This window comes from Pseudolysinimonas kribbensis (assembly GCF_030161895.1).
Classification (GTDB): domain Bacteria; phylum Actinomycetota; class Actinomycetes; order Actinomycetales; family Microbacteriaceae; genus Pseudolysinimonas; species Pseudolysinimonas kribbensis.
Genome location: NZ_BSVB01000001.1, coordinates 14,508 through 40,269, shown reverse-complemented (window position 1 = coordinate 40,269; position 25,762 = coordinate 14,508). Strand labels below are relative to the sequence as shown.

20 protein-coding genes and 8 pseudogenes are annotated in these 25,762 nt (G+C 71.5%); 16 read left to right on the top strand and 12 right to left on the bottom strand.

All coding sequences use genetic code 11. From position 1 onward, the window contains the following. Window positions 1-8 precede the first annotated feature (8 nt). Window positions 9-1,252: pseudogene (gene dinB / locus QQK35_RS00225) on the bottom strand (DNA polymerase IV). Window positions 1,253-1,293: 41 nt separating this feature from the next. Here dinB and QQK35_RS00220 point away from each other — a divergent pair. Continuing rightward, window positions 1,294-2,078, top strand: a pseudogene (locus QQK35_RS00220) (SGNH/GDSL hydrolase family protein). A 21-nt stretch (window positions 2,079-2,099) separates the two neighbouring features. On the opposite strand, the gene QQK35_RS00215 reads toward QQK35_RS00220, so the two are convergent. Together QQK35_RS00215 and QQK35_RS00210 are read right to left on the bottom strand one after the other, a co-directional pair. Next, window positions 2,100-3,329, bottom strand: a complete 1,230-nt coding sequence (locus QQK35_RS00215) for a D-alanyl-D-alanine carboxypeptidase family protein (RefSeq protein WP_284251929.1) — start codon at window positions 3,327-3,329, stop codon at window positions 2,100-2,102. Between the two features lie 30 nt (window positions 3,330-3,359). After that, window positions 3,360-4,156: pseudogene (locus QQK35_RS00210) on the bottom strand (TrmH family RNA methyltransferase). 71 nt (window positions 4,157-4,227) lie between these two features. On the opposite strand from QQK35_RS00210, the gene QQK35_RS00205 reads away from it, so the two are divergent. Genes QQK35_RS00205 through QQK35_RS00195 form a run of 3 tightly spaced genes read left to right on the top strand, consistent with a single transcriptional unit; the run spans window position 4,228 to window position 6,195 of the window. Continuing rightward, window positions 4,228-5,076, top strand: coding sequence for a Sir2 family NAD-dependent protein deacetylase (locus QQK35_RS00205; RefSeq protein WP_425565061.1), 849 nt, complete (start codon window positions 4,228-4,230; stop codon window positions 5,074-5,076). 25 nt (window positions 5,077-5,101) lie between these two features. Continuing rightward, window positions 5,102-5,737 carry a histidine phosphatase family protein gene (locus tag QQK35_RS00200; protein WP_284251925.1) on the top strand — a complete coding sequence of 212 codons (636 nt, stop codon included), beginning with the start codon at window positions 5,102-5,104 and terminating at the stop codon, window positions 5,735-5,737. Continuing rightward, window positions 5,734-6,195, top strand: a complete 462-nt coding sequence (locus QQK35_RS00195; RefSeq protein ID WP_284251922.1) for a YbaK/EbsC family protein — start codon at window positions 5,734-5,736, stop codon at window positions 6,193-6,195. Before QQK35_RS00200 ends, QQK35_RS00195 begins: the two co-directional genes overlap by 4 nt. 117 nt (window positions 6,196-6,312) lie before the next feature. On the opposite strand, the pseudogene QQK35_RS00190 reads toward QQK35_RS00195, so the two are convergent. Together QQK35_RS00190 and QQK35_RS00185 are read right to left on the bottom strand one after the other, a co-directional pair. Continuing rightward, window positions 6,313-7,406 (bottom strand): annotated as a pseudogene (locus QQK35_RS00190) (glycosyltransferase family 4 protein). Between the two features lie 13 nt (window positions 7,407-7,419). Continuing rightward, window positions 7,420-8,304: an alpha/beta fold hydrolase gene (locus QQK35_RS00185; RefSeq protein ID WP_284251920.1), complete on the bottom strand. Its 885-nt coding sequence runs from the start codon at window positions 8,302-8,304 to the stop codon at window positions 7,420-7,422. Between the two features lie 70 nt (window positions 8,305-8,374). On the opposite strand from QQK35_RS00185, the gene treS reads away from it, so the two are divergent. The 3 genes from treS (at window position 8,375) to QQK35_RS19475 (ending at window position 11,806) form a co-directional block, all read left to right on the top strand. Further along, complete coding sequence (treS, locus tag QQK35_RS00180; protein ID WP_284251918.1) at window positions 8,375-10,102, top strand: maltose alpha-D-glucosyltransferase; 1,728 nt, start codon at window positions 8,375-8,377, stop codon at window positions 10,100-10,102. A 78-nt stretch (window positions 10,103-10,180) separates the two neighbouring features. After that, window positions 10,181-10,417, top strand: coding sequence for a hypothetical protein (locus QQK35_RS00175; RefSeq protein ID WP_284251916.1), 237 nt, complete (start codon window positions 10,181-10,183; stop codon window positions 10,415-10,417). A 9-nt stretch (window positions 10,418-10,426) separates the two neighbouring features. Beyond that, window positions 10,427-11,806, top strand: a complete 1,380-nt coding sequence (locus tag QQK35_RS19475) for an exonuclease domain-containing protein (protein WP_344202565.1) — start codon at window positions 10,427-10,429, stop codon at window positions 11,804-11,806. 37 nt (window positions 11,807-11,843) lie between these two features. On the opposite strand, the gene QQK35_RS00160 is transcribed toward QQK35_RS19475, so the two are convergent. From QQK35_RS00160 to glgA, 3 genes and pseudogenes are all read right to left on the bottom strand, one after another. Further along, window positions 11,844-12,092 (bottom strand): type B 50S ribosomal protein L31, encoded by a 249-nt coding sequence (locus QQK35_RS00160; protein WP_284251914.1) that lies wholly within the window; start codon window positions 12,090-12,092, stop codon window positions 11,844-11,846. 60 nt (window positions 12,093-12,152) lie between these two features. Continuing rightward, on the bottom strand, window positions 12,153-12,950 hold the full coding sequence (locus tag QQK35_RS00155; protein WP_284255555.1) for an ABC transporter ATP-binding protein: 798 nt from the start codon (window positions 12,948-12,950) through the stop codon (window positions 12,153-12,155). Between the two features lies 1 nt (window position 12,951). Next, a pseudogene (glgA, locus tag QQK35_RS00150) lies at window positions 12,952-14,156 on the bottom strand (glycogen synthase). An 89-nt stretch (window positions 14,157-14,245) separates the two neighbouring features. Between glgA and QQK35_RS00145 the strand changes: the two are divergent. The 3 genes and pseudogenes from QQK35_RS00145 (at window position 14,246) to QQK35_RS00135 (ending at window position 17,187) form a co-directional block, all read left to right on the top strand. Further along, window positions 14,246-15,426: pseudogene (locus tag QQK35_RS00145) on the top strand (glucose-1-phosphate adenylyltransferase). A 25-nt stretch (window positions 15,427-15,451) separates the two neighbouring features. Then, window positions 15,452-16,086 (top strand): annotated as a pseudogene (serB, locus tag QQK35_RS00140) (phosphoserine phosphatase SerB). A gap of 678 nt (window positions 16,087-16,764) precedes the next feature. After that, window positions 16,765-17,187: a DUF4232 domain-containing protein gene (locus QQK35_RS00135; RefSeq protein WP_284255554.1), complete on the top strand. Its 423-nt coding sequence runs from the start codon at window positions 16,765-16,767 to the stop codon at window positions 17,185-17,187. On the opposite strand, the gene fabG is transcribed toward QQK35_RS00135, so the two are convergent. After that, complete coding sequence (gene fabG, locus QQK35_RS00130; protein ID WP_284251912.1) at window positions 17,184-17,894, bottom strand: 3-oxoacyl-ACP reductase FabG; 711 nt, start codon at window positions 17,892-17,894, stop codon at window positions 17,184-17,186. The genes QQK35_RS00135 and fabG overlap by 4 nt on opposite strands. Before the next feature lie 138 nt (window positions 17,895-18,032). On the opposite strand from fabG, the gene QQK35_RS00125 reads away from it, so the two are divergent. From QQK35_RS00125 to QQK35_RS00115, 3 genes are read left to right on the top strand one after another with little or no spacing between them, the layout of a single operon-like run. Then, window positions 18,033-18,332 (top strand): DUF3099 domain-containing protein, encoded by a 300-nt coding sequence (locus QQK35_RS00125; RefSeq protein WP_284251910.1) that lies wholly within the window; start codon window positions 18,033-18,035, stop codon window positions 18,330-18,332. A 25-nt stretch (window positions 18,333-18,357) separates the two neighbouring features. Continuing rightward, window positions 18,358-18,561 carry a hypothetical protein gene (locus QQK35_RS00120; RefSeq protein WP_431311783.1) on the top strand — a complete coding sequence of 68 codons (204 nt, stop codon included), beginning with the start codon at window positions 18,358-18,360 and terminating at the stop codon, window positions 18,559-18,561. Then, window positions 18,558-19,382 carry an SURF1 family cytochrome oxidase biogenesis protein gene (locus QQK35_RS00115; protein WP_284251908.1) on the top strand — a complete coding sequence of 275 codons (825 nt, stop codon included), beginning with the start codon at window positions 18,558-18,560 and terminating at the stop codon, window positions 19,380-19,382. The genes QQK35_RS00120 and QQK35_RS00115 overlap by 4 nt, the downstream gene beginning before the upstream one ends. Window positions 19,383-19,522: 140 nt before the next feature. On the opposite strand, the gene QQK35_RS00110 is transcribed toward QQK35_RS00115, so the two are convergent. Then, window positions 19,523-21,121 (bottom strand): ABC-F family ATP-binding cassette domain-containing protein, encoded by a 1,599-nt coding sequence (locus tag QQK35_RS00110; RefSeq protein ID WP_284251906.1) that lies wholly within the window; start codon window positions 21,119-21,121, stop codon window positions 19,523-19,525. 70 nt (window positions 21,122-21,191) lie between these two features. Between QQK35_RS00110 and QQK35_RS00105 the strand changes: the two are divergent. From QQK35_RS00105 to QQK35_RS00090, 3 genes and pseudogenes are all read left to right on the top strand, one after another. Continuing rightward, window positions 21,192-21,799 (top strand): annotated as a pseudogene (locus tag QQK35_RS00105) (biotin transporter BioY). Window positions 21,800-21,856: 57 nt separating this feature from the next. Continuing rightward, window positions 21,857-22,825, top strand: a complete 969-nt coding sequence (locus tag QQK35_RS00095; RefSeq protein WP_284251900.1) for a glycoside hydrolase family 6 protein — start codon at window positions 21,857-21,859, stop codon at window positions 22,823-22,825. A 1-nt stretch (window position 22,826) separates the two neighbouring features. Beyond that, the gene (locus QQK35_RS00090; protein WP_284251898.1) at window positions 22,827-23,684 is read left to right on the top strand and encodes a response regulator transcription factor; all 858 of its coding nucleotides are present in this window, start codon (window positions 22,827-22,829) and stop codon (window positions 23,682-23,684) included. Window positions 23,685-23,812: 128 nt separating this feature from the next. Here QQK35_RS00090 and QQK35_RS00085 read toward each other — a convergent pair whose 3' ends face one another. Next, complete coding sequence (locus QQK35_RS00085) at window positions 23,813-24,190, bottom strand: hypothetical protein (protein ID WP_284251895.1); 378 nt, start codon at window positions 24,188-24,190, stop codon at window positions 23,813-23,815. Then, window positions 24,187-25,623, bottom strand: a complete 1,437-nt coding sequence (locus QQK35_RS00080) for a glycosyltransferase family 2 protein (protein ID WP_284251893.1) — start codon at window positions 25,621-25,623, stop codon at window positions 24,187-24,189. The genes QQK35_RS00085 and QQK35_RS00080 overlap by 4 nt, the downstream gene beginning before the upstream one ends. Window positions 25,624-25,762: the final 139 nt, after the last annotated feature.

Genomic DNA, 25,762 nt, shown 5'->3' with positions numbered 1-25,762 from the left:
CGACCCGCTCAGTCGTCGCCGTCGGCGCCGATGCGACGCGCCGGCGACCGGCCGAGCAGCGCCGCCGGGCCGATCGCGCCCGCACCGAATCGTGACGCGACCGCGTCGACGGTCGACTCCGCGTCGCGCCAGGCGGCATCGTCATCCCAGAGGCCCAGATCCGCGCTCGCTCCCACGAGACCCTCGCCCCGCACCCCGAGGAGCCGCACCGGCCGGCCGTTCTCCGAGGCGGCGTCATAGAGGGTGCGCGCCTCCTCGTAGAGCCGTCGCCCGAGGTCGGTGGGCTCCGCGAGCGTGCGCGAGCGCGAGACGGTCGTGAAGTCGGAGAACCGGAGCTTGAGGGCGACGGTGCGGGCCTGCACGCTGGAGCGCCGCAGCCGGGCGCCGACGGCATCCGCGAGGCGCAGCAGCTCCTTGTGGATCTCGGCCCGGCTCGTCACGTCGTGCTCGAACGTGAGCTCGTGCCCGATGCTCTTCTCGACGTGGTGGGTCTGCACCGTCCGCGGGTCGCGGCCCCACGCCAGATCCTGCAGGCGCGCGGCATTGGTCGGCCCGACCGCGCGCGACAGCGCATCCAGCGGCACGGCGGCGACCTCGCCGACCGTGCGCAGGCCGAGGCGCTCGAGCTGCTCGGCCGACTTCGGGCCCACCCCCACAGCGCCGACACCGGCAGCGGATGCAGGGTCTGAATCGTGCGATCGCGCGGCACGACGAGCAGCCCGTCGGGCTTGGCGAGCGATGACGCGAGCTTGGCGACGTACTTGGTGGCCGCGGCGCCGACGGAGGCGCGCAGCCGCGTCTCCTGATGGATGCGCTCGCGGATCCGGGCGCCGATCTGCCAGGGCGTGCCGTACAGGCGAAGCGCGCCCGCGACATCCAGGAACGCCTCGTCGATCGAGAGCGGCTCGACCCGGGGCGTGAACTCGTGCAGCAGTCGCATGACGATCTTCGAATAGCGGCTGTAGTCCTCGAAGTGCGGCTCGAGCACGATCGCCTGGGGGCAGCGCCGCAGGGCGAGCGCCATCGACATCGCGGAGTTGACGCCGTACTTGCGCGCCTCGTAGGTCGCCGCGGTGACGACCGAGCGGGCGCTCGGATGGCCGACGATGACGGGCTTGCCGACGAGGTCCGGGCGCTGCAGCAGCTCGACGGAGGCGTAGAAGGCGTCCATGTCGACGTGCAGGATGGTGGCGGTCAGGTCGTCGAGCGGCTCGGCCGAGACCTGCCTCCCGCTCCCGTCCTGCTTGCTCACCCCACCATGCTCGCAGCGACGGCGGACTTAAGCTCGAAGGCGTGACGGCTGCACACGCCTGGACGCGCTACGTCGCGATCGGCGACTCCTTCACCGAGGGCATCGGCGACCCGGAACCGGGTGCGCCGGGCGGCCACCGCGGCTGGGCGGACCGCGTCGCCGAGGTGCTGAGCGAGACGGCGGCGGGAGGGCCGGAGGGCTTCGCCTACGCCAACCTCGCGATCCGGGGCCGTCTGCTCGACCGGATCCTCGCCGAGCAGGTGGAGGCGGCGATGGAGCTGCGCCCCGACCTGATCACGATCTCCGCGGGCGGCAACGACGTCATCCGGCCGCGCACCGACCCGGACGACATCACCGCGCGCTACGAGACGGGCCTGCAGCGCCTGGTCTCGGGCGGTGCGACGGTCGTCGTCTTCACCGGCCCGGATCCCGGTCGCACCCCGGTGCTCGGCCGGGTGCGCGGCAAGGCGGCCATCTACAACGAGAACGTGCGGGCGCTCGCGAGCCGCTACGGCGCCCGGGTCGCCGACCTGTGGGCGCTGGATGTGCTGCGCGATCCGCGCATGTGGGCGCCCGACCGGCTGCACTTCTCCCCGTCGGGCACCACACGATCGCGCGCATGGTGCTCGACGTGCTCGAGGTGCCGAACGAGCTGGAGCCGTTCCGCCCGGAGCCGCTGCCGCGCAGCGGCTGGCGCCGCGCCACGCGCGAGAACATCGACTGGGCGCGCGAGTACTTCGTTCCATGGATCGGACGTCGGCTCACGGGGCGCTCGTCCGGCGACGGCATCGAGCCCAAGCGACCGGTGCCGCGCGCGGTGCGCTGAGCGCCGCGGAGGACCCGCTGCTCAGACCCCGCCGAACACGATCCCGGGATGCCCGAGGCGCCATCCCCAGCCCGGGTCCTGGATGCCGCGCGACAGCTCGAGCGGCACGCTCAGCGTCGTGCCCGCGACGGTGAACCGCGCGGTGCCGACGTCGGCGCCGCGCACCGCGGTGGTGAGATTCTCGGCCGTGACCCTCGGGGCGACCGTGACGGCGCCCCAGACCAGCGTCGTGACCTTCTTCGTCGCGACGAGCTCGGCGCGCTGCCCCCACGGCATCGTGTAGCCGCCGAACACCTGGCCCCTGCTCGCGAGCGTGACGACGTGGAATCCGGCGACGACGCTGCGGATGAGGGCCCGGATGTCGCGGTCGATCGTCGCATGGTCGCGCCCGCCCAGCACGACGCCCACGATCGTGATGGCCTTCCCGCCGATCGTGCGGTCGCTCGCGAAGAGCAGATTGGCGCCCCAGTCGTTGAGCGTCCCGGTCTTGACCCCGTCCACCCCGTCCGTGCCGAGCAGCGTGTTCGTGTTGCGCACGCTGCCGACGTTCGGCACGGTCGCCGTCGCGCTCGACACGATCGGCGCGACCACCGGGTCCTGCAGCGCGAGTTCGCCGAGTTCGACGAGATCGGATGCCGTGCCGACGTTGCGCGGGTCGATGCCGGTGGGTTCGACGACGTGGATGCCGGTCAGGCCGTGCGCGGACAGCCAGGCGGTCGCGGCATCCGCGTAGCCCGCCGAGGAGCCGAAGGCCCACAGCGCAAGGCTGCCGGCGTAGTTGTTGGCCGACTTCACGAGCGCGAGCTTCAGCAGATCGAGCTCACTGAACCGAAACCCGGGCTGGACCTGCACGACCTCGCCGTCCAGGGAGAGGTAGTGCCGGTAGAGCGCGACGTCGTCGCTCGTCATCGTGATCGTCGGCCCCGCCTCGCCGGGTTTCAGCGGCTTGGCCTGCAGCACGACGAGGGCCGTGATGACCTTGCTGATGCTCGCCATCGGCACCGCGTCGGTGCGACCCGCGGTCGCCGCGGCCTGCGGATACCCGACGACACCGACGGCGCTCGCGCCGTACGACGGCAGACCCGGCTGGGCGGCGGCGGTCGGCGGGATCGCGGGAGCGGTGACGGTGGCGGCCACACCGCGCACGGGGGCGAGCAGTGTGAGCGTTCCGTACAGTCCGCCGCCCACGACGACGACGGCGATCAGCAGGGCGGCAAGGCGGCGTCGGCGATAGGTCGCGGGCGTCGGCACCGGTCGAGACTAACCGGTGTCGCGCGGGCGTCAGGTCCGCGTCGCCCAGATCGCGACCGCGGCCGCCGACGCGACGTTGAGAGAATCGACGCCGCCCGCCATCGGGATCTTCACGACATCGTCGGCGGCATCCATCGTGCGGGGCATCAGCCCGTCGCCCTCGGTGCCGAAGACGAGCGCGAGCCGCTCGGGGGCCCGGTACTCGTCGAGCGGGATCGCGTCGTCGCGCAGGCCGAACGCCGCGACCCGGAAGCCGAGCGACGTCAGCAGCTCGAGACCGGCGCCCGGCCACTCGTCGATCTTGGTCCACGGCACCTGGAACACCGTGCCCATCGACACGCGCACGCTGCGCCGGTAGAGCGGGTCGGCGCAGCGCGGGGTGATGAGGACGGCATCCACCGACAGCGCGGCGCAGCAGCGCACGATCGCCCCGACGTTGGTGTGGTCGACGATGTCCTCGAGCACGACGACGCGCCGAGCGTCCGCGAGGAGCTCGGCGACGGGTCGCAGCCGCGGTCGATGCATCGAGGCCAGAGCGCCGCGGTGCATGACGAAGCCGGTGATCGACTCCAGCACGTCGGGCTCCCCACGAACACCGGCACGTCATACGGGTCGAGCACGGCCGAGACCTCGTCGACCCACTTGGGCAGCACGAGCGCCGATCGGGGCAGGTGCCCGGCCGCGAGGGCCCGCTCGATCACGCGTACCGACTCGGCCAGATACAGCCCGCCGGCGGGCTCGGCGAGGCGCCGCAGCACCACGTCGGTGAGGTCGCGGTAGTCGCGCAGCGCCGGATCGGCGGGGTCCGAGATCGGCACGAGATGCACGAGGCGGAAACATAATCGAAAAGAGCGGCGTTTACCCTGGGGAGCCTGACCAGGAGGTGCGCATGAGCGTCATGACCCCGCCCGCGCGGGACGCGCTCGCCCCGGAGACCGCGCCGCTCGTCGACGAGGCCGCCGAGCTGCTCGGCGGGCGGCTGCTCGTGCTGCTGACGGGAGCGGGTGTCAGCACCGATTCCGGCATCCCCGACTACCGCGGCGAGGGCGCACCCGTCCGCACGCCGATGACGATCGACCGGTTCCTGAGCGACCCGGTCGCCCGCCAGCGCTACTGGGCCGGCAGTCACCTCGGCTGGCGGCACTTCTCGGCGGCCCAGCCCAACGACGGGCATCGCGCCATCGCCGACCTCGAGCTGCTGGGCGTCGCCGACGGGGTCATCACGCAGAACGTCGACGGGCTGCACCTGCGGGCCGGCTCGCGGCGCGTTGTCGACATCCACGGCTCGATGGATCGGGTGCGCTGCCTGCACTGCGGCCAGATCTTCGCGCGCACCGACATCGCCGACCGGCTCACCCGCGACAACCCGTGGCTCGCCTCCCCCGACGACGTGAAGCTCAACCCGGACGGCGACGTCGACGTCGACGCGTACGACGAGGTCATCGTGCCGGCCTGCACCAACTGCGGCGGCGTGCTGAAGCCCGAGGTGGTGTTCTTCGGCGAATTCGTGCCGCGCGAGAAGTTCGCGGAGGCCGCGTCGCTCGTGCGGCGTGCGGAGGGCATGATCATCGCCGGCTCGTCGCTCGCGGTGAACTCCGGCATCCGGCTGCTGGATCAGGCGGTCAAGCGCAAGCTGCCGGTCGTGATCGTGAATCGCGGCGCCACCAAGGGCGACCCGCGCGCGACGCTCAAGATCGACGCCGGCACCTCCGAGGTGCTCGCGGCGCTGCGCGATCGCCTGACCTGAGCGCGCACCTGGCATCCTGGGCTGCGTGACACTGCTCTTCCTCGTGCGCCACGGCGAGACCGACTGGAACCGGCAGCGCCGCATCCAGGGCCGCACCGACATCCCGCTGAACGAGACCGGACGCGAGCAGGCCCGGATGACGGGGCGGCGGCTCGCCTCCCGATCCTGGGACGGCCTGCTCGCCAGCCCGTTGTCGCGGGCGCGGGAGACCGCGGCGATCATCGCCGAGGAGATCGGCCTCGGCGATCCGGATGCCGTTCCCGCCCTCGTCGAGCGCGACTACGGCGAGGCCGAGGGCATGGACTGGCTCGAGATCGAGCGGCGGTTCCCGGCCGGCACCGTCGTGCCCGGGCGCGAGACCCGCGCCGACGTGGCGAACCGGGTCGTGCCCGCACTCATGGAGATCGCGGCGTCGCGTCCGGGAGCCGCGCTCATCGTGGTCAGCCACGGCGGCGCGATCCGCGCGGTGCTCGACCGTGTCGACCCGGCGACCGAGTACGGGCCGATCACGAACGGCTCGGTGCACAGCTTCGAGCTCGCGCGCGGCGAGTTGCGGCTGGTCGCCTTCGACGATCCGCTCGGGTCGTCGCTCGACGAGCAGAACGCCATCGAGGCCCGCGAGGACGAGCAGCACGACGCCCGGCACGAGGGCGGCCGATGAACGGCGTCGACCGGTTCCGTGCGGCCGTCGCGCCGCTCGGTCTGCACCCGGAGATCCGCGAGTTCGACGAGTCGACCCACACGGCCGCCGAGGCCGCTGCCGCGATCGGCTGCCCCGTCGCGGCGATCGTCAAGAGCCTCGTGTTCGAGGCCGGCGGCGCGCCGTTGCTCGTGCTGGTCTCCGGCCCGAACCGCGTCGACACCGCCGCGCTCGGCGCGCGGTTGGGGGTCGACATCGGCAAGGCGGATGCCGCCCTCGTGAAGTCGGCGACCGGCTACTCGATCGGCGGGGTGCCGCCGCTCGGCCTCTCCTCGCCGTTGCGCACGGTCATGGACGCGGACCTGCTCGAGCTGGATGTCGTCTGGGCCGCTGCCGGCTCGGCGACGTCGGTGTTCCCCATCGGGCCCGCCGACCTGGCGCGGCTGACGCGCGCGGAGGTCGTCCCGGTCGACGCCTGAGCTCCGAGCGCGCTCACGGGTTCGACCGCCCACGTTCGCATCGATCCGGCACCGTCACCCGTGCCGACGTGATGCGAACGTGGGCGCTCGGTGGTCGCGGATCAGGCGAGCGACTGATCAGGCGAGCGACTCCATCAGCTCCAGCAGGGCGGCCGCGGAGCGGTCCCAGTCGAAATGCGCGGCCTGGAGCACCGACGCCGCCGATCGTACGCGCCACTCGTCCGGATCCTCGAGGCGCCGGATGCCCGCGGCGAACCCGGCGGGATCGTCTGCGGGTGCGTAGAGCGCGGCGTCTCCCCCGATCTCGCGGAAGATCGGGATGTCGCTCACGACGACGGGCGTGCCGAGCACCATCGCCTCCACGAGCGGCAGCCCGAACCCCTCGTCGCGGGATGCCGTCACGAGCGCCCGCGCCGACAGCAGCAGCGCGCGGTACTCCTCCTCGCTCGTGCCGTCGTGCACGACGAGCGCGCCGGCCGGTGCCAGCGCCTCGAGTCGGCTGCGGGCGGCGGACGGGATCCGGCTGAGGAGGTGCAGCCGGTAGCCGGGCAGTTCGTGCAGCGCGCGGGCGAGCGTCTCGACGTTCTTGTAGGGCATGAACGAGCCCATGTAGACGAGGTCCCGGCCGCCGGCGCCGGCCGGATCCGGTGCCGGCCGGTCGAGCCGGGCGCCGGCCGGTGCGGGATCGGCCGCGTTCGCGACGACGACGACGGGACGTCGCGTGAGCCGGTGCTGTGCGATGAGCTGCTTCGTCGTCGCCGACACGGTCGCGACCGCATCCGCGCGGTCCAGCAGCAGACGCTGCGGCCACCACGCGAGGTGGTAGATCCGCCAGAGCAGCCGGACGAACGCCGGCAGATCGCGCGGCGGGGTCCGGTGCCGGTGGTAGATCAGGTCGTGCAGGGTCTTCACCAGGCGGTAGCGCCGCCCGAACGTGCCCATCGTCTGCAGAGGCGTGAAGACGACGTCGGGTCCGAGCCGATTGACACGGCGGGCGACCCACGGCTCCCCGGGCCGGTGGGCGACGGCCCCATCGCCCACGGCAGGTCGGGCAGCAGCGCCAACTGGCGCTCGTCGCAGATGAGCATCGTGACCTCGTGCCCCGAGGCCGCCGCGAGCCGGCCGAGCGCCGCCGTGATCCGGGAGCTGTACCGGCTGATGCCGTCGTGGTGGTCGACCCGCACGTAGCGGCAGTCGGAGACGATCTTCATCGCCGCGGCAGCCTCACGGCGCCACCTCGTCGAGGAAGGCGGTGATCGCGGTGGCGGCGCCCTCGGAGGCCTCGTAGTGGATGAGGTGCCCCACCCCCGGCAGCACGACGAGACGCCCGTCGGGGAACCGCCGCACGGTCTGCCGGGCCCCCGCGGCGGGCGCGATGTGGTCGACGGCGCCCGCGATCAGCAGGGTCGGCACGGTGACGTCCGCCGCCGCGTCGCCCACCTGCCGGCTGAGCGACGCGTCGAACCCCTCGGCGACCGTGCGCACGTCGCTGAAGCCGTTGAAGTAGCGGTGGTGCTCCTGGTGGATCCAGCGCCGCAGCGCCTTGTCGGGCGTCTTCACGAGGGTGCGCGACATGACCGTCACGATGGGCCGTGCCGCGAGCAGCGCGCGACCGATGCGCTCGGGCAGCCGCCGGGCGAGCCCGTAGTAGGCCCGGGTCGCGCCCGCTCCGCCGACCTTCGCCGGGTCGCTGGCGATGGGGTTCACCAGGATGAGGGCCGGCGGCGTCAGCCCCGCCGCCACCGCGTGCGATGTGACGATCGACCCGAACGAGTGCCCGAGCACCACGGCATCCTGCAGGCCGAGCGCGTCGACGAACGCCGCGAACCAGCGCGCGTAGCCGTCGATCGTGTGCCGGTCGTCGGTCATCGGCGTCGACGAGCCGAAGCCGGGCAGGTCGGGGCCGATGATCCGGATGCCCGGCAGCTTCGCGATGACCGGCTCGAGGCCGTGGTGGTCGCCTCGGTACCCGTGGCAGATCACGATCGTGCGTGCGGCGTGCAGCGGGCCGTAGTCCCAGTACCGGGTGGTGCTGCCGAGCAGCCCGAGCTCGCCGGTGCGCAGCGGCAGGGCCGCCAGCTCGGCGGCGTGCGGGGCGGGTACGGGCATCTGGCGAAGTCTATGAGTGCTGGCTGGGCGTGCCGTCCCCGGCACGACGGGCCAGCCCTAGGGTGGAAACGTGACCTTCACGGCCCCGATCACCCTGCCCGGTCTGGCGCTGGATCCACAGTGGTACCGACGGTCGGTCTTCTACGAGGTCATGGTGCGCTCGTTCGTCGACTCCAACGGCGACGGCACGGGAGATCTCGGCGGCCTGATCTCGAAGCTCGACTACCTGCAGTGGCTCGGCATCGACGCCCTGTGGATCCCGCCGATCTACACCTCGCCGCTGCGCGACGGCGGCTACGACATCTCCGACTACAAGGGGATCCTGCCGGAGTTCGGCACCCTCGACGAGTTCCGTGAGCTCGTGACCAAGGCCCACGAGCGCAACATGCGCATCGTCATCGACCTGGTGATGAACCACACCTCCGACCAGCACGAGTGGTTCCAGCAGTCGCGGTCGGACCCGGACGGCCCCTACGGCGACTTCTACGTCTGGAGCGACACCGACGAGAAGTACCGGAACGCGCGCATCATCTTCACGGACTACGAGGAGTCCAACTGGGCCTTCGATCCGGTGCGCCGCCAGTTCTACTGGCACCGGTTCTTCTCCCACCAGCCCGACCTCAACTTCGAGAACCCGGCCGTGCACGAGGCCATGTTCGACGTCATCCGGCACTGGCTCGACATGGGCGTCGACGGCCTGCGGCTGGATGCCATCCCGTACCTCTACGAGTCCGAGGAGGGCAACAGCGAGTCGGAGCCGCCGACGCACCAGTTCCTGCGCGAGGTGCGTGCGCTGGTCGACCGGGAGTACCCGGGACGGGTGCTCATCGCGGAGGCGAACCAGTGGCCCGCGGAGGTGGCGGAGTACTTCGGCTCGGACGAGGGCCCCGAATGTCACATGGCGTTCGACTTCCCCGTCATGCCGCGCATCTTCTATTCGCTGCGGTCCCAGTCGGCGGCGGAGCTGCAGCGGGTGCTCGCCGAGACCCAGGACGTGCCCGACGGCGCGGCCTGGGGCGTGTTCCTGCGCAACCACGACGAGCTGACGCTCGAGATGGTCAGCGAGGAGTACCGCCAGGCCATGTACGGCTGGTACGCCTACGACCCCCGGATGCGCTCCAACGTCGGCATCCGGCGGCGCCTCGCGCCGCTGCTGGACAACTCCCGCGCCGAGCTCGAGCTCGCGCATGCACTGCTGTTCTCGCTGCCCGGCTCGCCGTTCCTGTTCTACGGCGACGAGATCGGCATGGGCGACAACATCTGGCTGCCCGATCGCGACTCCTCCCGCACGCCCATGCAGTGGAACCCGGACCGCAACTCGGGATTCTCCACCGCCGATCCCGGCAAGCTCTACCTGCCGGTCGTGCAGTCGCTCGTCTACCACTACAACCAGATCAACGTGGAGGCCCAGCTCGCCCAGTCGCGGTCGCTGCTGCATTGGGTGCGCAACGTCATCCACGTGCGCAAGGCCCACCCGACCTTCGGGCTCGGCAGCATCCAGGTGCTCGAGACCGACCACGAGTCGATCCTGGCGTTCATCCGCGACTACCCCGGCTCCGGCCAGCAGTTCGGCGACGCACCGGAGCGGATCCTGTGCGTGTTCTCGTTCTCGCACAACCCCGCCTCCGTGCACATCCGGATGCCGGAGGAGGATCACGGCGCGCCCGTCTACGACCTCTTCGGCGGCGGCGAGTTCCCCACCGTCGACCCGGACGGCACCCTCACCCTCACGATGGCCACCCAGAGCTTCTACTGGCTCCACGTGGGCACCCAGCGCTACCAGCCGCCGCGGCCGTGAGCGACGATCGAACGATCCGGCTCTGCTGCCTCCTGTGGGCGGTCGAGGGCGAGGCGGCCGGCCTGCACGGCTACGAGGATGCCGTTCTGCCGCTGGTCGCCGAGCACCGCGGCGCGGTCACGAGCCGGGTGCTCGGAGGGCGCCGACGGCACGCCGCACGAGGTCCAGATCATCGAGTTCGCCGATCGGGAGGCCATGGACGCCTTCCTCGGCGATCCCCGGCGCACGGTCCTCGCGCCCGAGCGAGACCGGGTGGTCGCCCGGACGGAGCTCTTCCCGGTGCGCCTCCCCGGTGCTGACGGGGGCGCCGCCTAGCCTGACCGGGTGAGCACCTGGGACGGTCCTCTGGGCGTCTTCGACCTGGAGACCACGGGCGTCGACACGGACGTCGCGCGCATCGTCTCGGCGTGCATCGCGGTGCTCGATTCCGAGGGCCGGGTGACGGCGCGCTGGGACTGGCTCGTCGATCCGGGCGTCGAGGTCCCGGAGGGCGCGAGCGCCGTGCACGGCATCACCACCGAGCGCGTGCGGGCGGAGGGCCGGCCCGCCGGGGCGGCGATCGCGGAGATCGCGCAGACGCTGCGCGTGCTGTTCTCGCAGGGCATCCCGTTGACCGTCTACAACGCGCCGTACGACCTCACGCTCCTCGATCGGGAGTGCCGGCGGCACGCGATCGAGCCGGTCGAGCACCCGCAGCCGGTCGTCGACCCGCTCGTCATCGACAAGGCCGTCGACCGCTACCGCCGCGGCAAGCGCACGCTCGAGGTCACCGCCGAGTTCTACGGGGTGGAGCTCGACGGCGCGCACGACGCCGGTGCCGACGCGATCTGCGCCGGACGGGTGGCGCAGGCGATCGCCCGCGCCTACCCCGACGACCTCGGCGTGAGCGCGGGTGACCTGCACGGTCGGCAGGAGATCTGGTTCGCCGACCAGCAGCAGAACTTCGAGGAGTACGTGCGCACCAAGCCGGGGCGCGAAGGCTACGTCGGCGACCGCTCCTGGCCCGTGCGACCGGTCGGGCATCCGAACACCTTCGTCGACACGCAGCCGCTGCCCCCGCTGCCGCCCCAGCCCGGACGGGTGCCCATCGTCGACTTCTCGGAGTTCGATCAGCGACGGCTCGCGGCGCCGACCGTGGCGGACGAGCTCCGCGGCGCCCCCGGCGTCGGACCGCAGGCCGAGGACCTTCGGCGAGCACCCGAGGTACCGCTGACGACGCTGGTCGAGTCGATCAGCATCACGGAGGTCGAGGTCGAGGTCGAGTCCACTCCCGCACCGGCGGTGACGACGGTGCTGCGCGTCGCGGCCGCGATCGTGACGGATCCGGCCGGGCGGGCGCTCGTCGTGCGCAAGCGCGGCACCGAGCTGTTCATGCAGGCCGGCGGCAAGGTCGAGCCGGGCGAGTCGGCTCTCGAGGCGCTGACCCGTGAGCTGCGCGAGGAGCTCGAGCTCGAGCTCGACGCCGATCAGGCGGAGTACCTCGGCATCTTCCGCGCACCGGCGGCCCACGAGTCCGACACGATCGTATCGGCCGCGGTCTTCGCGGTCGCGGCGGCCGACGGGCTCCAGCCGCACGGCGAGATCGAGGAGCTGCGCTGGATCACGTCGCTCGACACGGACCTGCCGCTCGCTCCGCTCACCCGCGACGAACTGCTTCCGCTATGGGAACAGCGCCGCACGTCGTCCGACGGGGCGCTGTTCTGATCGGCGGGGCGCCAGGCGCGGAGCCCGGCGCGGGCGGTTACTTGCCGAAGCCCTTGTAACGCGAGTTGAACTTCTCGACGCGGCCGGCGCTGTCGAGGATGCGCTGCTTGCCCGTGTAGAACGGGTGCGACGCCGACGAGATCTCGACGTCGATGACCGGGTAGGTCTCGCCGTCCAGCTCGATGGTCTTCTCGCTCGTGACGGTCGAGCGGGTGAGGAACGTCTCACCGCTGGCCAGGTCGCGGAAGACGACCGGAGCGTACTCGGGGTGGATCTCGGACTTCATGGCGATACCTCGGGATGGAGATGGAAAGCGTACGGGCCGAACGGCCGAAGGATGAGTCTACTACGAGCGGGCGCGAGCCGAGAAGCGGCCGTCCTCGCTCGTCGCGACGACGAGCGGGACGCCGAATGCCTCGCTCAGGTGCTCCTCGGTGAGGATCTCGGCGATCGGACCGGCGGCGCGGATGCGGCCGTCGGCCAGCAGCAGCGCGTGCGTGAAACCGGGCGGGATCTCCTCGACGTGGTGGGTGACCATGATCATGGCGGGGCTCTGCGGGGCCGTGGCATAGGCGCCGAGCAGCTGCAGCAGCTCCTCGCGCGCTCCGAGGTCGAGCGAGGCCGCCGGCTCGTCGAGCAGCAGCAGCTCGGGATCCGTCATCACGGAGCGGGCGATCTGCACCCGCTTCTGCTCGCCATCGCTGAGCGTGCCGAACAGACGCCCCTCGAGGTGCTCGAGCCGCCACTCGGCGAGCACGCGGCGCGCCCGGCGCAGGTCGACGTCGTCGTACTCCTCGTTCCACCGCCCGGTCACCGAATAGGCCGCCGTCATCACGACATCCAGCACCGCCTCGTTCGCCGGGATGCGTCGGGCGAGCGCCGTCGAGGCGAACCCGATCCGCGGCCGCAGGTCGAACACGTCGACCCGGCCGAGCGTCTCGCCGAGGATCGTCGCGGAGCCGGAGCTCGGGTGCACGTTCGCCGACACGATCTGCAGCAGCGTGGTCTTGCCCGCGCCGTTCGGGCCGAGCACGACCCAGCGCTGATCCGGCTCCACCTCCCACGACACGTCGTCGAGGATGGACTTGCCGTCGCGGACGACGGTGAGATCGTGGAGGCCGAGCACGGGGGCATGATCAGCCAGCCTAAGCGGTGGTGGTCGCCCCGGCTCCGAGCACCTCGTCGTAGATCGCACGGGTGCGCTCGGCGATGGTCGTCCAGCTGAACTCCGACTCGACGCGCCGCCGGCCGGCCTCGCCCATGCGCCGCGCCGACGCCGGGTCGGCCACGACCTCGGTGAGTGCGGTCGCGAGGTCCGCGACGAAGCGGTCGGGGTCCAGCGGTGTGCCGCTGCCGTCATCGGCCTGCTCGATGGGCACCAGCCGGCCGGTGACGCCGTCGTCCACCACCTCGGGGATCCCCCGGTGGCGGTGCCCACCACGGGGGCGCCGCACGCCATCGCCTCGAGATTCACGATGCCCAGCGGCTCGTAGATCGAGGGGCACACGAACGTCGTCGCCGCGGAGTGCAGCACGGCCAGCTCGCGGCGCTGCAGCATCCGGTCGATCCACACCACGCCGGTGCGTTCCGCCTGCAGCGCCTCGACCCCCGCGGTCACCTCGGCGAGGATCTCCGGCGTGTCGGGGGCACCCGCGCACAGCACGAGCTGCACCTCGGGCGGCAGGCTGCGCGCGGCGCGGAGCAGATAGGGCAGGCCCTTCTGACGGGTGATGCGCCCGACGAACAGGACGCTCGGGCGATCGGGATCGAGCCCCAGAGCGCGTGCCGCCTCGGGATCCTCATCGCGGTGCCAGAGCTGCGGGTCGACGCCGTTGTGCACGACGCGCACGCGGGCCGGGTCCACCTCGGGGTAGCTGCGCAGGATGTCGCCGCGCATGCCCGCGCTCACCGCGATCACGGCGTCGGCCGCGTCGAACGCGCCGCGCTCGATCCAGCTCGACACCCGGTAACCGCCTCCGAGCTGCTCCGCCTTCCACGGCCGCAGCGGCTCGAGGCTGTGCGCGGTGACGACATGCGGGATGCCGTGCAGCAGCTGCGCGATGCGCCCCGCGGAGTTCGCGTACCAGGTGTGCGAATGCACGAGGTCGGCGTCGCCGGCATCCTGGGCCATCTGGAGGTCGATGCCGAGCGTCGCGAGCGCCGGGTTGGCACCGATCAGCTGCGGCGGCACCAGGTAGGCGTAGGTGTGCGGCTCGTCGCGCGGCGCGCCGAAGCAGCGCACGACCGTATCGATGTCGAGTCGGAGAGCGCGCACCAGCTCGGCGACGTGCACGCCGGCTCCGCCGTAAACCTCCGGTGGATATTCACGGGTGAGGACATCGACGCGCACCTGGGAAGGGTATCCGGCCTTACTGTGGGGTCGTGGCGTCGAAGAAGATCTTCGGGATCGTTCTCGCCGGCGGCGAGGGCAAGCGCCTGATGCCGTTGACGGCCGACCGGGCCAAGCCCGCGGTCCCGTTCGGCGGGGGCTACCGTCTCATCGACTTCGCCCTCTCCAACCTCGTCAACTCGGGGCTGCGGCAGATCGTCGTGCTGACCCAGTACAAGTCGCATTCGCTCGACCGCCACGTCTCGACGACCTGGCGACTGCCCCCGATGCTCGGCGCCTACGTCGCCTCCGTGCCCGCGCAGCAGCGACTGGGCAAGCGCTGGTTCTCCGGGTCGGCCGACGCGATCCTGCAGAGCCTCAACCTGCTGCGCGACGAGAAGCCCGACATCGTCGTGGTCGTCGGCGCGGATCACGTGTACCGCATGGACTTCAGCCAGATGATCGAGGCGCACGTCGAGTCGGGCAGCGGCGTGACGGTGGCGGCGATCCGCCAGCCGATCGAGCTCGCGAACCAGTTCGGGGTGATCGACGTCGACCCGACGCGGCCGGATCACATCCGCGCGTTCCTCGAGAAGCCGGAGGACCCGGTGGGCCTCCCCGACGCAGCCGATCAGGTCCTCGCCTCCATGGGCAACTACGTCTTCGACGCCGACGTGCTCATCGACGCGGTGCAGAGAGACGGGCTGCGCGCCGACTCGAACCACGACATGGGCGGCGACATCATCCCCGATTTCGTGCAGCGCGGCGACGCGGGGTGTACGACCTCAACCGCAACGAGGTACCGGGATCGACGGTGCGCGATCGCTTCTACTGGCGCGACGTCGGCACCATCGACTCGTTCTTCGACGCCCATCAGGACCTGATCTCGGCACTGCCGATCTTCAACCTCTACAACGAGCAGTGGCCGATCTTCTCGTCGCAGCTCAACTCGCCGCCGGCCAAGTTCGTGCGGGACAGCCGGGGCGCGCTCGGCGAGGTCATCGACTCGATCGTCTCGCTCGGCTGCGTCGTCTCCGGAGCCCACCTCGAGCGCTCCGTGCTCGGCACCTGGGTGTCGATCGAGTCGGGGGCGGTCGTGACGGACACCGTCGTGTTCGAGCGCTCCCAGATCGGCGAGGGCGCGATCGTGCGTCGCGCTATCCTCGACAAGGGCGTCGTGGTGAGCCCCGGGGCGACCGTCGGCGTGGATCGCGAGGCGGATCTCGCGCGCGGCTTCACCGTCACCCAGAGCGGCATCACGGTCGTCGGCAAGGGCATCCTGGTCGAGTAGCCCGTCCCGACTACGAGAGGAACGCATGTCGCGCTTCCTCGTCGTCCTCGACGTCGACTCCACGCTGATCGAGGACGAGGTCATCGAGCTGCTCGCCGAGGAGGCCGGCTCGCTGGATGCCGTCGCCGACGTGACCTTCCGCGCGATGAACGGGGAGCTCGACTTCGCCGACTCGCTGCGGCAACGGGTCGCGACGCTCGCCGGACTCGAGGAGGCCGCGATCGACCGGGTGGCCTCACGGGTGCGCGTGACCGGCGGGGTTCCGGAGCTCATCGCGGCCGTGCAGGGCGCCGGCGGCCTCGTCGCCGTGGTCTCCGGGGATTTCACGAGGTCATCGATCCGCTCGCAGCCCGGCTCGGGCTCGACCACTGGCGGGCCAACCGACTCGAGGTCGCGGGCGGCCGCCTGACGGGTGGGGTGATCCCGCCCATCGTGGATGCCACCGCCAAGGCCGACGCTTTGCGCGAGTGGGCGGGCGCGGCGGGCATCCCGTTGCATCAGACTCTCGCGGTCGGCGACGGCGCCAACGACCTGCCGATGATGGCGCTGTGCGGCCTGTCGATCGGGTTCGATGCGAAGGCGCCGGTGCGCGACGTCGCCGACGTGCTGCTCGACGACCGCGACCTCTCGCGGCTGCTGCCGCTGATGGGGCTGCGCTGATGGGCCGCACGTGATCACCGTCGGACGGGCGATCGCCGCGGGCGTGCTGACGGCGGTCCTCTGGGTGGCGACCGCGCTTCTCGGCACCGTGCCGATCGGCGCCCGGCCGCTCGGCTGGCTCGAGCAGGTCATCGTGCCCGGTCCGCTGGCGCGGATCGGCGAGCTGCCGGTGCCCTGGCCGCAGATCACGGTGGGAGCCGGGGCGGTGCTGCTGGGCGCGCTGATCGCCGGCGCCGCCCTGCTGACCCGCGGCGGTGCGCGCCTGCCGGTCGTCTGGCTGGCCGCCGCGGTCGGGTCCCTGATCGTCGGTGCGGTCATGGGCGTCGGAACGATCATCGGCGAGACGCCGCGACTCGGCGTGTCCTATCCCGCCGCCGACGTGGCCCGCGATCTCGGCACGCAGGCGTGGGGGCTGGTGCTCGGATGGGCGCCCGCCCTCGTCGCCGGGTGGTCGCGCGACCGCGGTCCGCTGCGGGCGGCCGGGATCGCGACGGGGGCCGTCGCTCTCGTCGCCGCCCTCGTCACGGGGGTCGCCGCCGGGGTCGGCGGGCCGTTGCGTTTCGCCGCGCTCGACGCCGCCGCCTCGCCGCCGGCCACGCCCTCCCCCACGCCGTCTCCGCCCGTCACCTTCTCCCCGGCACCGCTGCCCCATAACGTCTATGCCCTCGCGTCGACGACCTGCCCGCCGGACGCACTCGTGCTCGCGTCCACGGGGGCGACGCTGCGCTCGGGCACCGGCACTTCGCGATCGAGATCCGCAACTCCTCCACCGCGACGTGCACCCTCGACGGCTATCCGGCCGTCGGCTTCCGGGACGCGCGGGGCCGTGCGGTCGCGGCCTCCGTGGCGCCGGGCCGCTCGTTCATGGACCCCGACCCGGGCGCGACGCCGGTCACTCTGGCGCCCGACGCGACCGCCCTCGCGACCATCGGATGGGATGCCGGCGCCGGATCCGGTGATCCGACCCTCGCGCGCGAGCTGGTGCTCCGGATCGACGCGGGCGGGCGCGAGCTGAGCATCCCGTCGGGCGCCTTCGACGTCGTGCAGGGCACCTCGGTCACGGTGCAGGCCTGGCACGCGGCGCCGGCGACGTCGGGCTAGTGCCCCATCCCGAGGCCGCCGTCGACGGGGATGACGGCTCCGGAGATGTAGCCGGCGTCGTCGGACGCGAGCCAGGCGACCGCCTTCGCGACCTCCTCGGCGCGTCCGGGCCGTCCGGCCGGCACGGTCTTGATGTACTCCGCCTGCTGATCCGCGGGAAGCTCGGCGGTCATGTCGCTCTCGATGAAGCCGGGCGCCACCACGTTCGCCGTGATGCCGCGCGCCCCGAGTTCGCGGGTGAGCGAACGCGCCATGCCGACGAGGGCGGCCTTCGACGAGGCGTAGTTGACCTGGCCGGGGCTGCCGTACAGGCCGACGATGCTCGAGATCAGGATCACCCGCCCGAACCGCGCCTTGAGCATGCCCTTCGAGGCGCGCTTGACGACGCGGAACGCGCCGCCGAGGTTGGTGTCGACGACCGTGTCGAAGTCCTCGTCGCTCATCCGCAGCACGAGCGTGTCCCGGGTGATGCCGGCATTGGCGACGACCACCTCGACGGGGCCGAGCTGCTTCTCCACCTCGGCGAACGCGGCATCCAGGGATGCGCCGTCGGTGACGTCGGCGCGAACGGTGAGTGCACCCTCCGGACCCTCGCCGGAGCGCGCAGTCACCGCGACGCGGTGACCCTGGGCGACGAACTCCGCCGCGATGGCGCGGCCGATACCACGGTTGCCGCCGGTCACGAGCACGGTGCGAGGTGTGGTCACGGTGAGCCAGCCTAGAGCCGAGGAACCCGGCCCGGAACCGACGGCCGAGACGGCCGTCGGCGCTGGCGTCGCGGCGGAGGTCCGAAAGGACCTCCGCTCTGAGCTCCAGCGCGCGAGCGTAGGCTAACGCTCAAGCCCATGGCCAAGACCGTCTCGATCACCGAGCTGCCGCCGTCGCCGGATCACGAGCGGCACATGCGGATGATCAAGTACGCGGTGGCGATGACCGTCCGGGTGATCTGCCTGATCGCGGTGCTGTTCGTCCCGGGCTGGTGGCGCCTCATCCCCGCGATCGCGGCCGCGGCGTTGCCCTACTTCGCGGTGGTCATCGCGAACAACGTGCACACCGACCGCGCTGCCGCTGTGGAGCGACCCGGCGGGATCGTGCCGGTGGGGTCGGGCGCGGGCGCCGGCGGCCAGCACGAGGACATGCGGTGATCGGCGGCGGCGAGGCGCCCACCCAGTGCTCGAGCGCGGGATGCCGGGAGCCGGCGTCCTGGCGGGTCAATTGGCGCAATCCCCGCCTGCACTCCCCGACCGCGTCAAGGTCTGGCTGGCCTGCGACGCCCACCGCGACCACCTCGAGGGGTACCTCGCCTCGCGCGGGTTCCCGGTGGTCGTGACCGCGCTCGACGTCGTGGCTGACGTCGTGCCGGATCGCGCGTGAGCGGCATCCGACGCTGGGGCGGCTACGTCGCCCTCGTCGTCGTCTTCTCGATCGCCTGCGGCGTCCTCTCCTGGTGGCAGTGGTCGCGCAACGCCGAGCGGACGGCCGAGAACACGCTCATCTCGATCAACTGGTCCAAGCCCGCCGTGCCGGTCGACCAGGCGCTGCCGAGCCTCGACTCCTGGCGGCACGACCTGGAGTGGCGCGAGGTGACGCTGCACGGGCGGTACCTGCCCGGCCAGCAGCTGCTCGTACGCGATCGTGCGCGCAACGACAACCCCGGATTCGAGGTGCTGGTGCCGCTGCGCCTGCCCGACGGCCGGATCTTCGTCGTCGACCGCGGCTGGCTCCCGATTCCCGCGCGGGGCGATGTGCCGCAGGTGCCCGCGCCGCCGTCCGGTGACGTGTCGGTCGTCGTGCGGCTGCAGCAGAGCGAGCCCGACCTGCCCGGCCGCACCTCGCCGCGGGGCCAGATCGCCTCGATCGATCTGCCTCAGATCGCCCGCGCAACCGGCGCGGACACGTACACGGGCGCGTACGGCACGATGACGCGCGAGGATCCCCCGCGACGAGCCGGCCCGTCGCGGAGCCCGAGCCGGTGGCCGATCCGGGGCCGTTCCTCTCCTACGCGATCCAGTGGATCGTGTTCGCGCTGCTCGCCGTCGTGGGCCTGGTCTGGGCCTACCGCCGCGAGAAGCGCCTCGGCGCCATGTCGGCCGAGGAGCGCGCGGTCGCCCTGCGGTCGCGCCGCCCCTCGCACGACGCCGACTACGAGGACGCGGTCCTCGACCGCAACCCGGACTAGCTGGCGCGCTAACTGACCCAGCGAAGCGGGGCGACCGCGCTCGTCCCGCGTAGCGGCCGCGCGCCGCAGGAGCGGCGGCGCGCTAACTGACCCAGCGAAGCGGGGCGACCGCGCTCGTCCCGCGCAGCGGCCGCGCGCCGCAGGAGCGGCGGCGCGCTAACTCACAGAAATGAGGTCGGCGTAGTCGGGGTTCCAGTGGTCCTCGACCCCGTCGGGCATGATCAGCACACGCTCCGGGTTGAGCGCCTCCACCGCGCCCTCGTCGTGCGAGACGAGCACGACGGCGCCCGTGTAGCCGGCCAGCGCGCCGAGGATCTCCTCGCGCGACGCCGGGTCGAGGTTGTTGGTCGGCTCGTCGAGGAGCAGCACGTTCGCGCCCGACACGACGATCATCGCGAGCGCGAGACGGGTCTTCTCGCCGCCGGAGAGGACGCCGGCGGGCTTGTGGCCGTCATCCCCGGTGAACAGGAACGAACCGAGCACCTTGCGCGCCTCGGTCTCGGTGAGCTGCGGCGAGGCGCTCATCATGTTCTGGATGACGGTGCGGTTCACGTCGATGGTCTCGTGCTCCTGGGCGTAGTACCCGATCCGCAGCCCGTGCCCCTGTTCGACCGCGCCGGTGTCCGGCCGGTCGATGCCGGCGAGGATCCGCAGCAGGGTGGTCTTGCCCGCACCGTTCAGCCCCAGCACGACGACCTTGGACCCGCGGTCGATGGCCAGGTCGACCGCGGTGAAGATCTCGAGCGATCCGTACGACTTCGAGAGGTCGGATGCCGTGAGCGGCGTGCGCCCGCACGCGACCGGGTCGGGGAAGCGCAGCTTCGCCACCCGATCCACCGCGCGCACCTCCTCGAGGCCGGCCAGCAGCCGTTCGGCGCGCGCGACCATCTGATGCGCGGCCGCCGCCTTGGTCGCCTTGGCGCCGAATCGCGCCGCCTGCAGCTGCAGCGCGGTCGCCTTCTTCTCGGCGTTGGCGCGTTCCTTCTTGCGGCGCTCCTCATCGGCCTCGCGCTGGCGCAGGTAGTGCTTCCAGCCCATGTTGTACACGTCGAGAACGGCGCGATTGGCGTCGAGGTAGAACACCTTGTTGACCGTCTCCTCGACGAGGTCGACGTCGTGGCTGATCACGATGACGCCGCCCTGGTAGCCCTTGAGGAACTCGCGCAGCCAGACGACGGAGTCGGCGTCGAGGTGGTTGGTGGGCTCGTCGAGGATCATCGTCTCGGCGCCGGAGAACAGGATGCGCGCGAGCTCGATGCGGCGCCGCTGGCCTCCGGAGAGGGTCTTGAGCTGCTGGTCGAGGATCCGGTCCGGCAGCGCGAGGTTCGACGCGATCGCGGCCGCCTCGGCCTCGGCCGCATACCCGCCGAGCGCGACGAAGCGATCGTCGAGCCTGCTGTAGCGCGCCATGGCCGCCTCGCTGACCGCCGGATCCGGGTTGGCCATCGCCAGACTCGCGGTGCGGAGGTCGGTCACCAGGCGCCCGAGGCCGCGCGCGTCGAGGATGCGGGTGCGTGCGGTGTCCTCCGGATCACCCGACCGCGGATCCTGCGGCAGGTACCCGATCTCACCGCTGCGGGAGATCGTGCCGCCCGTGGGCTGGGCCTCGCCGGCCAGCGCCTTGGTGAGCGTCGTCTTGCCCGCGCCGTTGCGGCCGACGAGGCCGACCTTGTCGCCCTTGTCTACGCGGAACGTCACGTCCTCCATGAGCAGACGTGCCCCGATGCGGATCTCGAGGTCGTGCACGGCGAGCACAGAAGGACTCCGGTTCTTTGGTGGGGAGGGTTGATGAGGCCGACGTGGGCCAGCCCGCTAGCCTAGCCGCATGACCATCGCAGCGCCCGTCCGCCGTCCCGTCCTCGCCGATCGCGTGGTCCCTCGGTCGTGGATCACGAGCGCGATCTTCGTGGTCGGCGGAACCGGCCTCGTCGCGCTGCTGGCGCAGGTCGCGATTCCGTTGTGGCCGGTACCCATCACGGGTCAGACGTTCGCGGTCCTGTTCGTGGGTGCGGCCCTCGGGCCGGTGCGCGGCGCGCTGTCGATGGCGCTGTATCTCGTGCTCGGTGTGGCCGGACTGCCGATCTTCACGGGCGGCGCCCACGGCAGTCTGTTCGCACTGGCCTCCGGGGGTACATCGTCGGGTTCCTGTTCGCGGCCGGACTGGTGGGCTGGCTCGCCGCGCGCCGCTGGGACCGCCGTTGGTACGGCACCGTCGTCGCCTTCCTGGCCGGCTCCGCCGTCATGTACCTGTTCGGACTGCCCTGGCTCTACCTGACCGTCGGCGTGCACCAGGCCGACCCGGTCGGCTTCACGCTCCAGAACGGGCTCCTGGTCTTCCTGCTCGGCGACGCCATCAAGGCCGCGGTCGCCGGGGTGATCCTGCCCCTCGCCTGGAGGATGAGCGACCGCGCCGAGAACCATCGCTCGGCCTGAGCGACCTACGGGGGGGGCGGTGCACGGTGGGCGCTTCGGCGTGACGAGGGCGACGGCATGACCGAGACGCCCCGTCGGGTCGCGGTCGGCCTCGTCATCGGCGTGCTGACGGCCGTTCTCCTCGGGCTCGCCGGCGTCGCGGTCTTCTCCGCGACGGTGCCGCGCGCGACCTCCGCCAATCCGCTGCATGAGGCGCGGTTCTACGTCGATCCCGCCTCGAGCGCGGCGCTCGCCGCCCGTCGCGATCCCTCCTTCGGCCCGATCGGCCGTGAGCCCGCCGCGATCTGGCTGACCCCGGAGGCGCATGGTGCGTCCGAGGTGGGCGGATACGTCGGTGGGATCGTGGATGCCGCCCGGCGCGGAGGCGAGTGGCCCGTGTTCGTCGTCTACGGCATCCCGCACCGCGATTGCCAGGCGCAGGAGTCCGCCGGCGGAACGGCGGATGACGCCGCATACCGCGATTGGCTCCGGGCCATCGCACGCTCGCTGACGGCGCAGACCCTCGTCGTCGTCGAACCGGATGCGCTCGCCCTCACCGCCGAGTGCCACGATCGGTCGGCGCGGGTGGCGCAGCTGCGCGACGCGGTCGGTCTGCTCGCCCCGACGGGCGCCGTCGTCTATCTGGACGCGGGTCACTCCGGCTGGCTCGATCCCGCGCTCATGGCTGGCCTGCTCCGGGATGCCGGGGTCGACCGGGTGCGCGGGTTCGCGAGCAACGTCTCCAACTTCGAGACGACCGCCGCGGAGCGCAGGTACGACGAGGCCATCAGCGCCGCGCTGGGCGGCGCGCACTACGTGATCGACACCTCGCGCAACGGCAACGGGCCCGCGCCCGACCAGGCGTGGTGCAATCCGCCCGGTCGCGGGCTCGGCGACCCGCCGCGCGTCGTCGAGGATCGAACGCACCTGGATGCGACGCTGTGGGTCAAGAACCCGGGCGAGAGCGACGGCGCCTGCAACGGCGGTCCGGCGGCCGGGCGATGGTGGCCGGATGGCGCGCGAGCGCTCATCGCAGGAGGAGACTGAGATGGCCGAACGCGACGCACGTCGGGTGGCAGTGGTGATCGAGGACGACGACGACATCCGCAACCTGCTCGAGACCGTCCTCACCCAGGGCGGATTCGAGGTCGTCGCCCGGTCGAACGGGCTGGACGGGATCGAGGCGGTGCGCGCGTTCAGCCCGACCGTCACGACCCTCGACGTCAACATGCCCGGGATCGACGGCTTCGAGACCGCGAAGCGGATCCGGGCCTTCAGCTCCACCTACATCGTGATGCTCACCGCTCTCGACGAGGAGATCGACACCCTGCAGGGGCTGGAGGCGGGCGCCGACGACTACATCACCAAGCCGTTCCGGCCCCGCGAACTGCGCGCTCGGATCGAGGCGATGCTGCGGCGTCCGCGGACGCTCGGTTCCCCCGACGACCCGGCCTCGGTCGCCGGATCCTCCGCGCTCTCCCCCGCTGACGACGCGTCGACCGAACCGGTGCAGCCGGGCGCCGAGACCGACGGGACGCCCGTCGCGTCGGGATCGGCTGTGCGGGACGATGCAGAGGGCTGGATCGAGCACAACGGCCTCCGGCTCAACCTGCCGATGCATATCGTGCGCGTGGACGACGAGGAGATCCCGCTGACCCGGTCGGAGTTCGAGCTGCTCGCCGCGCTCATGCAGTCGGGTCGGCGGGTGCGCACGAAGGCGGATCTGGCGCTCCTGCTGCGCGGCGAGAGCTACGTGACGAGCCACTTCGTGAGCGAGGCGGATAAGCGCGGCATCGAGGTGCACATGGGCAACCTGCGCAAGAAGATCGGTGAGAGCTCCGCCACGCCACGCTGGATCGAGACCGTGCGCGGCGTCGGATACCGCCTCACCGCCGCCGACGACTGACGTCCGGAGGACGCTGACGGGAGGCCGCCCCGCCTGAGCTCCGTCCGACGACCCAGGGGGATGGAAGTCGTCACCGCCGTCTAGATTCGGCGGGCCGCGTCGGGGGTCGCGGCGAACGGATCGGGTTCTCAGGCGGGCGCAGCCTCCAGTCGGTGGGCCAGGTCGGCCAGTTCGTGGCAGGAGGCGGTGCCCACCTCCACGAGTCGCCGGACGGCGGGTCCGTCCACCTGGTGGGTTGCGGCGATCCGGTGCTCCAGATCGCTCGCGGCCGAAGACAGAGCCGTGGCTCCCAGCATCCCGCTCGCAGTGCGAACGCTCAGCAACACGGTGGTCACGTCCTCGGGGTCACGTCGTTCGGCCGCGTCGAGGAGCCGGGCGACCCGGCCCTCCCACGCCCGAACGAAGTCGGTCAGGAAGCGCACGCCGGCCGGGACGTCGCCCGCGAGCTCCCGCAGGAGTCGCACGACGATCGCCTCGTCGATGTGCATGTAGGTCATGGCGGTCACACCCGGTATCCGCGCTGGCGGCGCAGGAGCTTGAACAGCATCCCGACCGTCTGGACGGCGGTGATGACCCCCAGGATCGGCCAGCCGACCCAGAGGATCGACGACTGGATGATCACCGGCAGCAGGAACCACCCGAGCACGAGCACGGCCATGACGAGCACGGCGATGACCGCCGGCGCGATGAACGCGCTGCCGGAGCCGCGCTCCGCCTTGGCCTGGGCGGCCCAGTTGTCGACCTGCTTGCGACTGAGGAACTTGCTCCACGCCCGCACGAAGTGGCCCAGCCGGATCCACATGTAGATCTCCGACGGGACGAACAGCGCGGCGAACAGGATGTCCTTCGCGTCGCGCCGGTGCATGGACAGCGCGATGCGCAGGTTGAGCAGGATCGCGACGGCCGGCGCGATCAGCCAGATCGGCTCGAACACGAACGCGTGGATCGACAGCGACCCCACCAGCAGCAGGACGAACAGCAGACGCGTGACGCCGTTGATGAGCATCGACAGGTTCTCGAGCCAGCGCAGGCGGAGGTTCGGATGCAGTGGCTGGCCCTTCGTGTCGCCGCGCTGACCGGGCCACATGAGCTCGATCGCTCCGAAGTTCCACTTGACCTGCTGGGCATCGAGGCCGCGCAGCGTGGTCATGCCGCCGACGTCGGCGCGGGCGCGGGCGCTGATCTTGGTGAGATATCCGGCGCTCTTGATCTGCAGCGAGAGGAGCGAGTCCTCGACCTCGCTGTCCTTGACCCACGGCGTGGACTGGTGGTTGTCGATCATGGCCTGGTGCAGGGCCTTCATCGAGAAGATCGAGAACTGACCGCCGAGGACCGCCATGTTGCGTCCGCGCAGCATGTTCTGCATGTTGAAGGCCGCGAACTGGGCGCGCTGGCCGGCGACCAGGAAGCCCGCCATGCCGGACATCCGGGTGTCGTCGATCGTGTAGATCGCCGAGATGCCGCCGATGCGCGTGTCGCTGACGATCTCCTCCTCGAGGCGTTGCACCGCGTCGGCGTCGGCGACCGTGTCGCCGTCCACGCCGAGCAGGTAGTCGCAGCCTTCGACGAGCTCGAAGCCGTAGTTGAGTGCGCCGACCTTCTTGTCGGGGTTCTTGCCGATGTCGTGGACGAAGACCTCGGTGAACTGCTCGCGTGCGGCGTTGACGACGCGGTGCGGGCCGGCGTAGGCGCTCGCGATGGCGACGGTGTCATCCGTGGTGTTGTTCACGACCACGTGGATCATGTCGGGAACGCGTGACTGCGCGAGCAGCGACTCCAGCACCTGGGCGATCGATTCCCCCTCGTTGTAGGCCGGGATGATGCAGCCGATGGTGGCGCGCTGGACGCTGAGAGCCTCGACGGAGGCGATGAAGTCGTTGTCGGCGTCGGGCTCGACCCGCGTCACGTACGCCTTGGGCGCCGCGATGGTGTCCGTCATGTCTGTCATCCCCCGTGTCGCGGTTCCGGGTCTGTCCCTGGCCGCTACAGTCAGTGTTCAGCAGCGACCTCAAGGACCGGGCCTGGTCCCCGGCAAGATCACCTCAAGATCGGATCAAGTCGCAGCGGGGTCGTGGACG

Excerpts from the sequence above, each read along its gene's own strand:
- QQK35_RS00175 (WP_284251916.1), top strand. The coding sequence starts at position 10,181 with ATGCCGTTCTGCCGCTGGTCGCCGAGCACCGCGGCGCGGTCACGAGCC.
- QQK35_RS00185 (WP_284251920.1), bottom strand. The coding sequence starts at position 8,304 with ATGCCCGTACCCGCCCCGCACGCCGCCGAGCTGGCGGCCCTGCCGCTG.
- QQK35_RS00095 (WP_284251900.1), top strand. The coding sequence starts at position 21,857 with ATGACCGAGACGCCCCGTCGGGTCGCGGTCGGCCTCGTCATCGGCGTG.
- QQK35_RS00090 (WP_284251898.1), top strand. The coding sequence starts at position 22,827 with ATGGCCGAACGCGACGCACGTCGGGTGGCAGTGGTGATCGAGGACGAC.
- QQK35_RS00205 (WP_425565061.1), top strand. The coding sequence starts at position 4,228 with ATGACCCCGCCCGCGCGGGACGCGCTCGCCCCGGAGACCGCGCCGCTC.
- QQK35_RS00080 (WP_284251893.1), bottom strand. The coding sequence starts at position 25,623 with ATGACGGACACCATCGCGGCGCCCAAGGCGTACGTGACGCGGGTCGAG.
- QQK35_RS00125 (WP_284251910.1), top strand. The coding sequence starts at position 18,033 with ATGGCCAAGACCGTCTCGATCACCGAGCTGCCGCCGTCGCCGGATCAC.
- QQK35_RS00195 (WP_284251922.1), top strand. The coding sequence starts at position 5,734 with ATGAACGGCGTCGACCGGTTCCGTGCGGCCGTCGCGCCGCTCGGTCTG.
- QQK35_RS00160 (WP_284251914.1), bottom strand. The coding sequence starts at position 12,092 with ATGAAGTCCGAGATCCACCCCGAGTACGCTCCGGTCGTCTTCCGCGAC.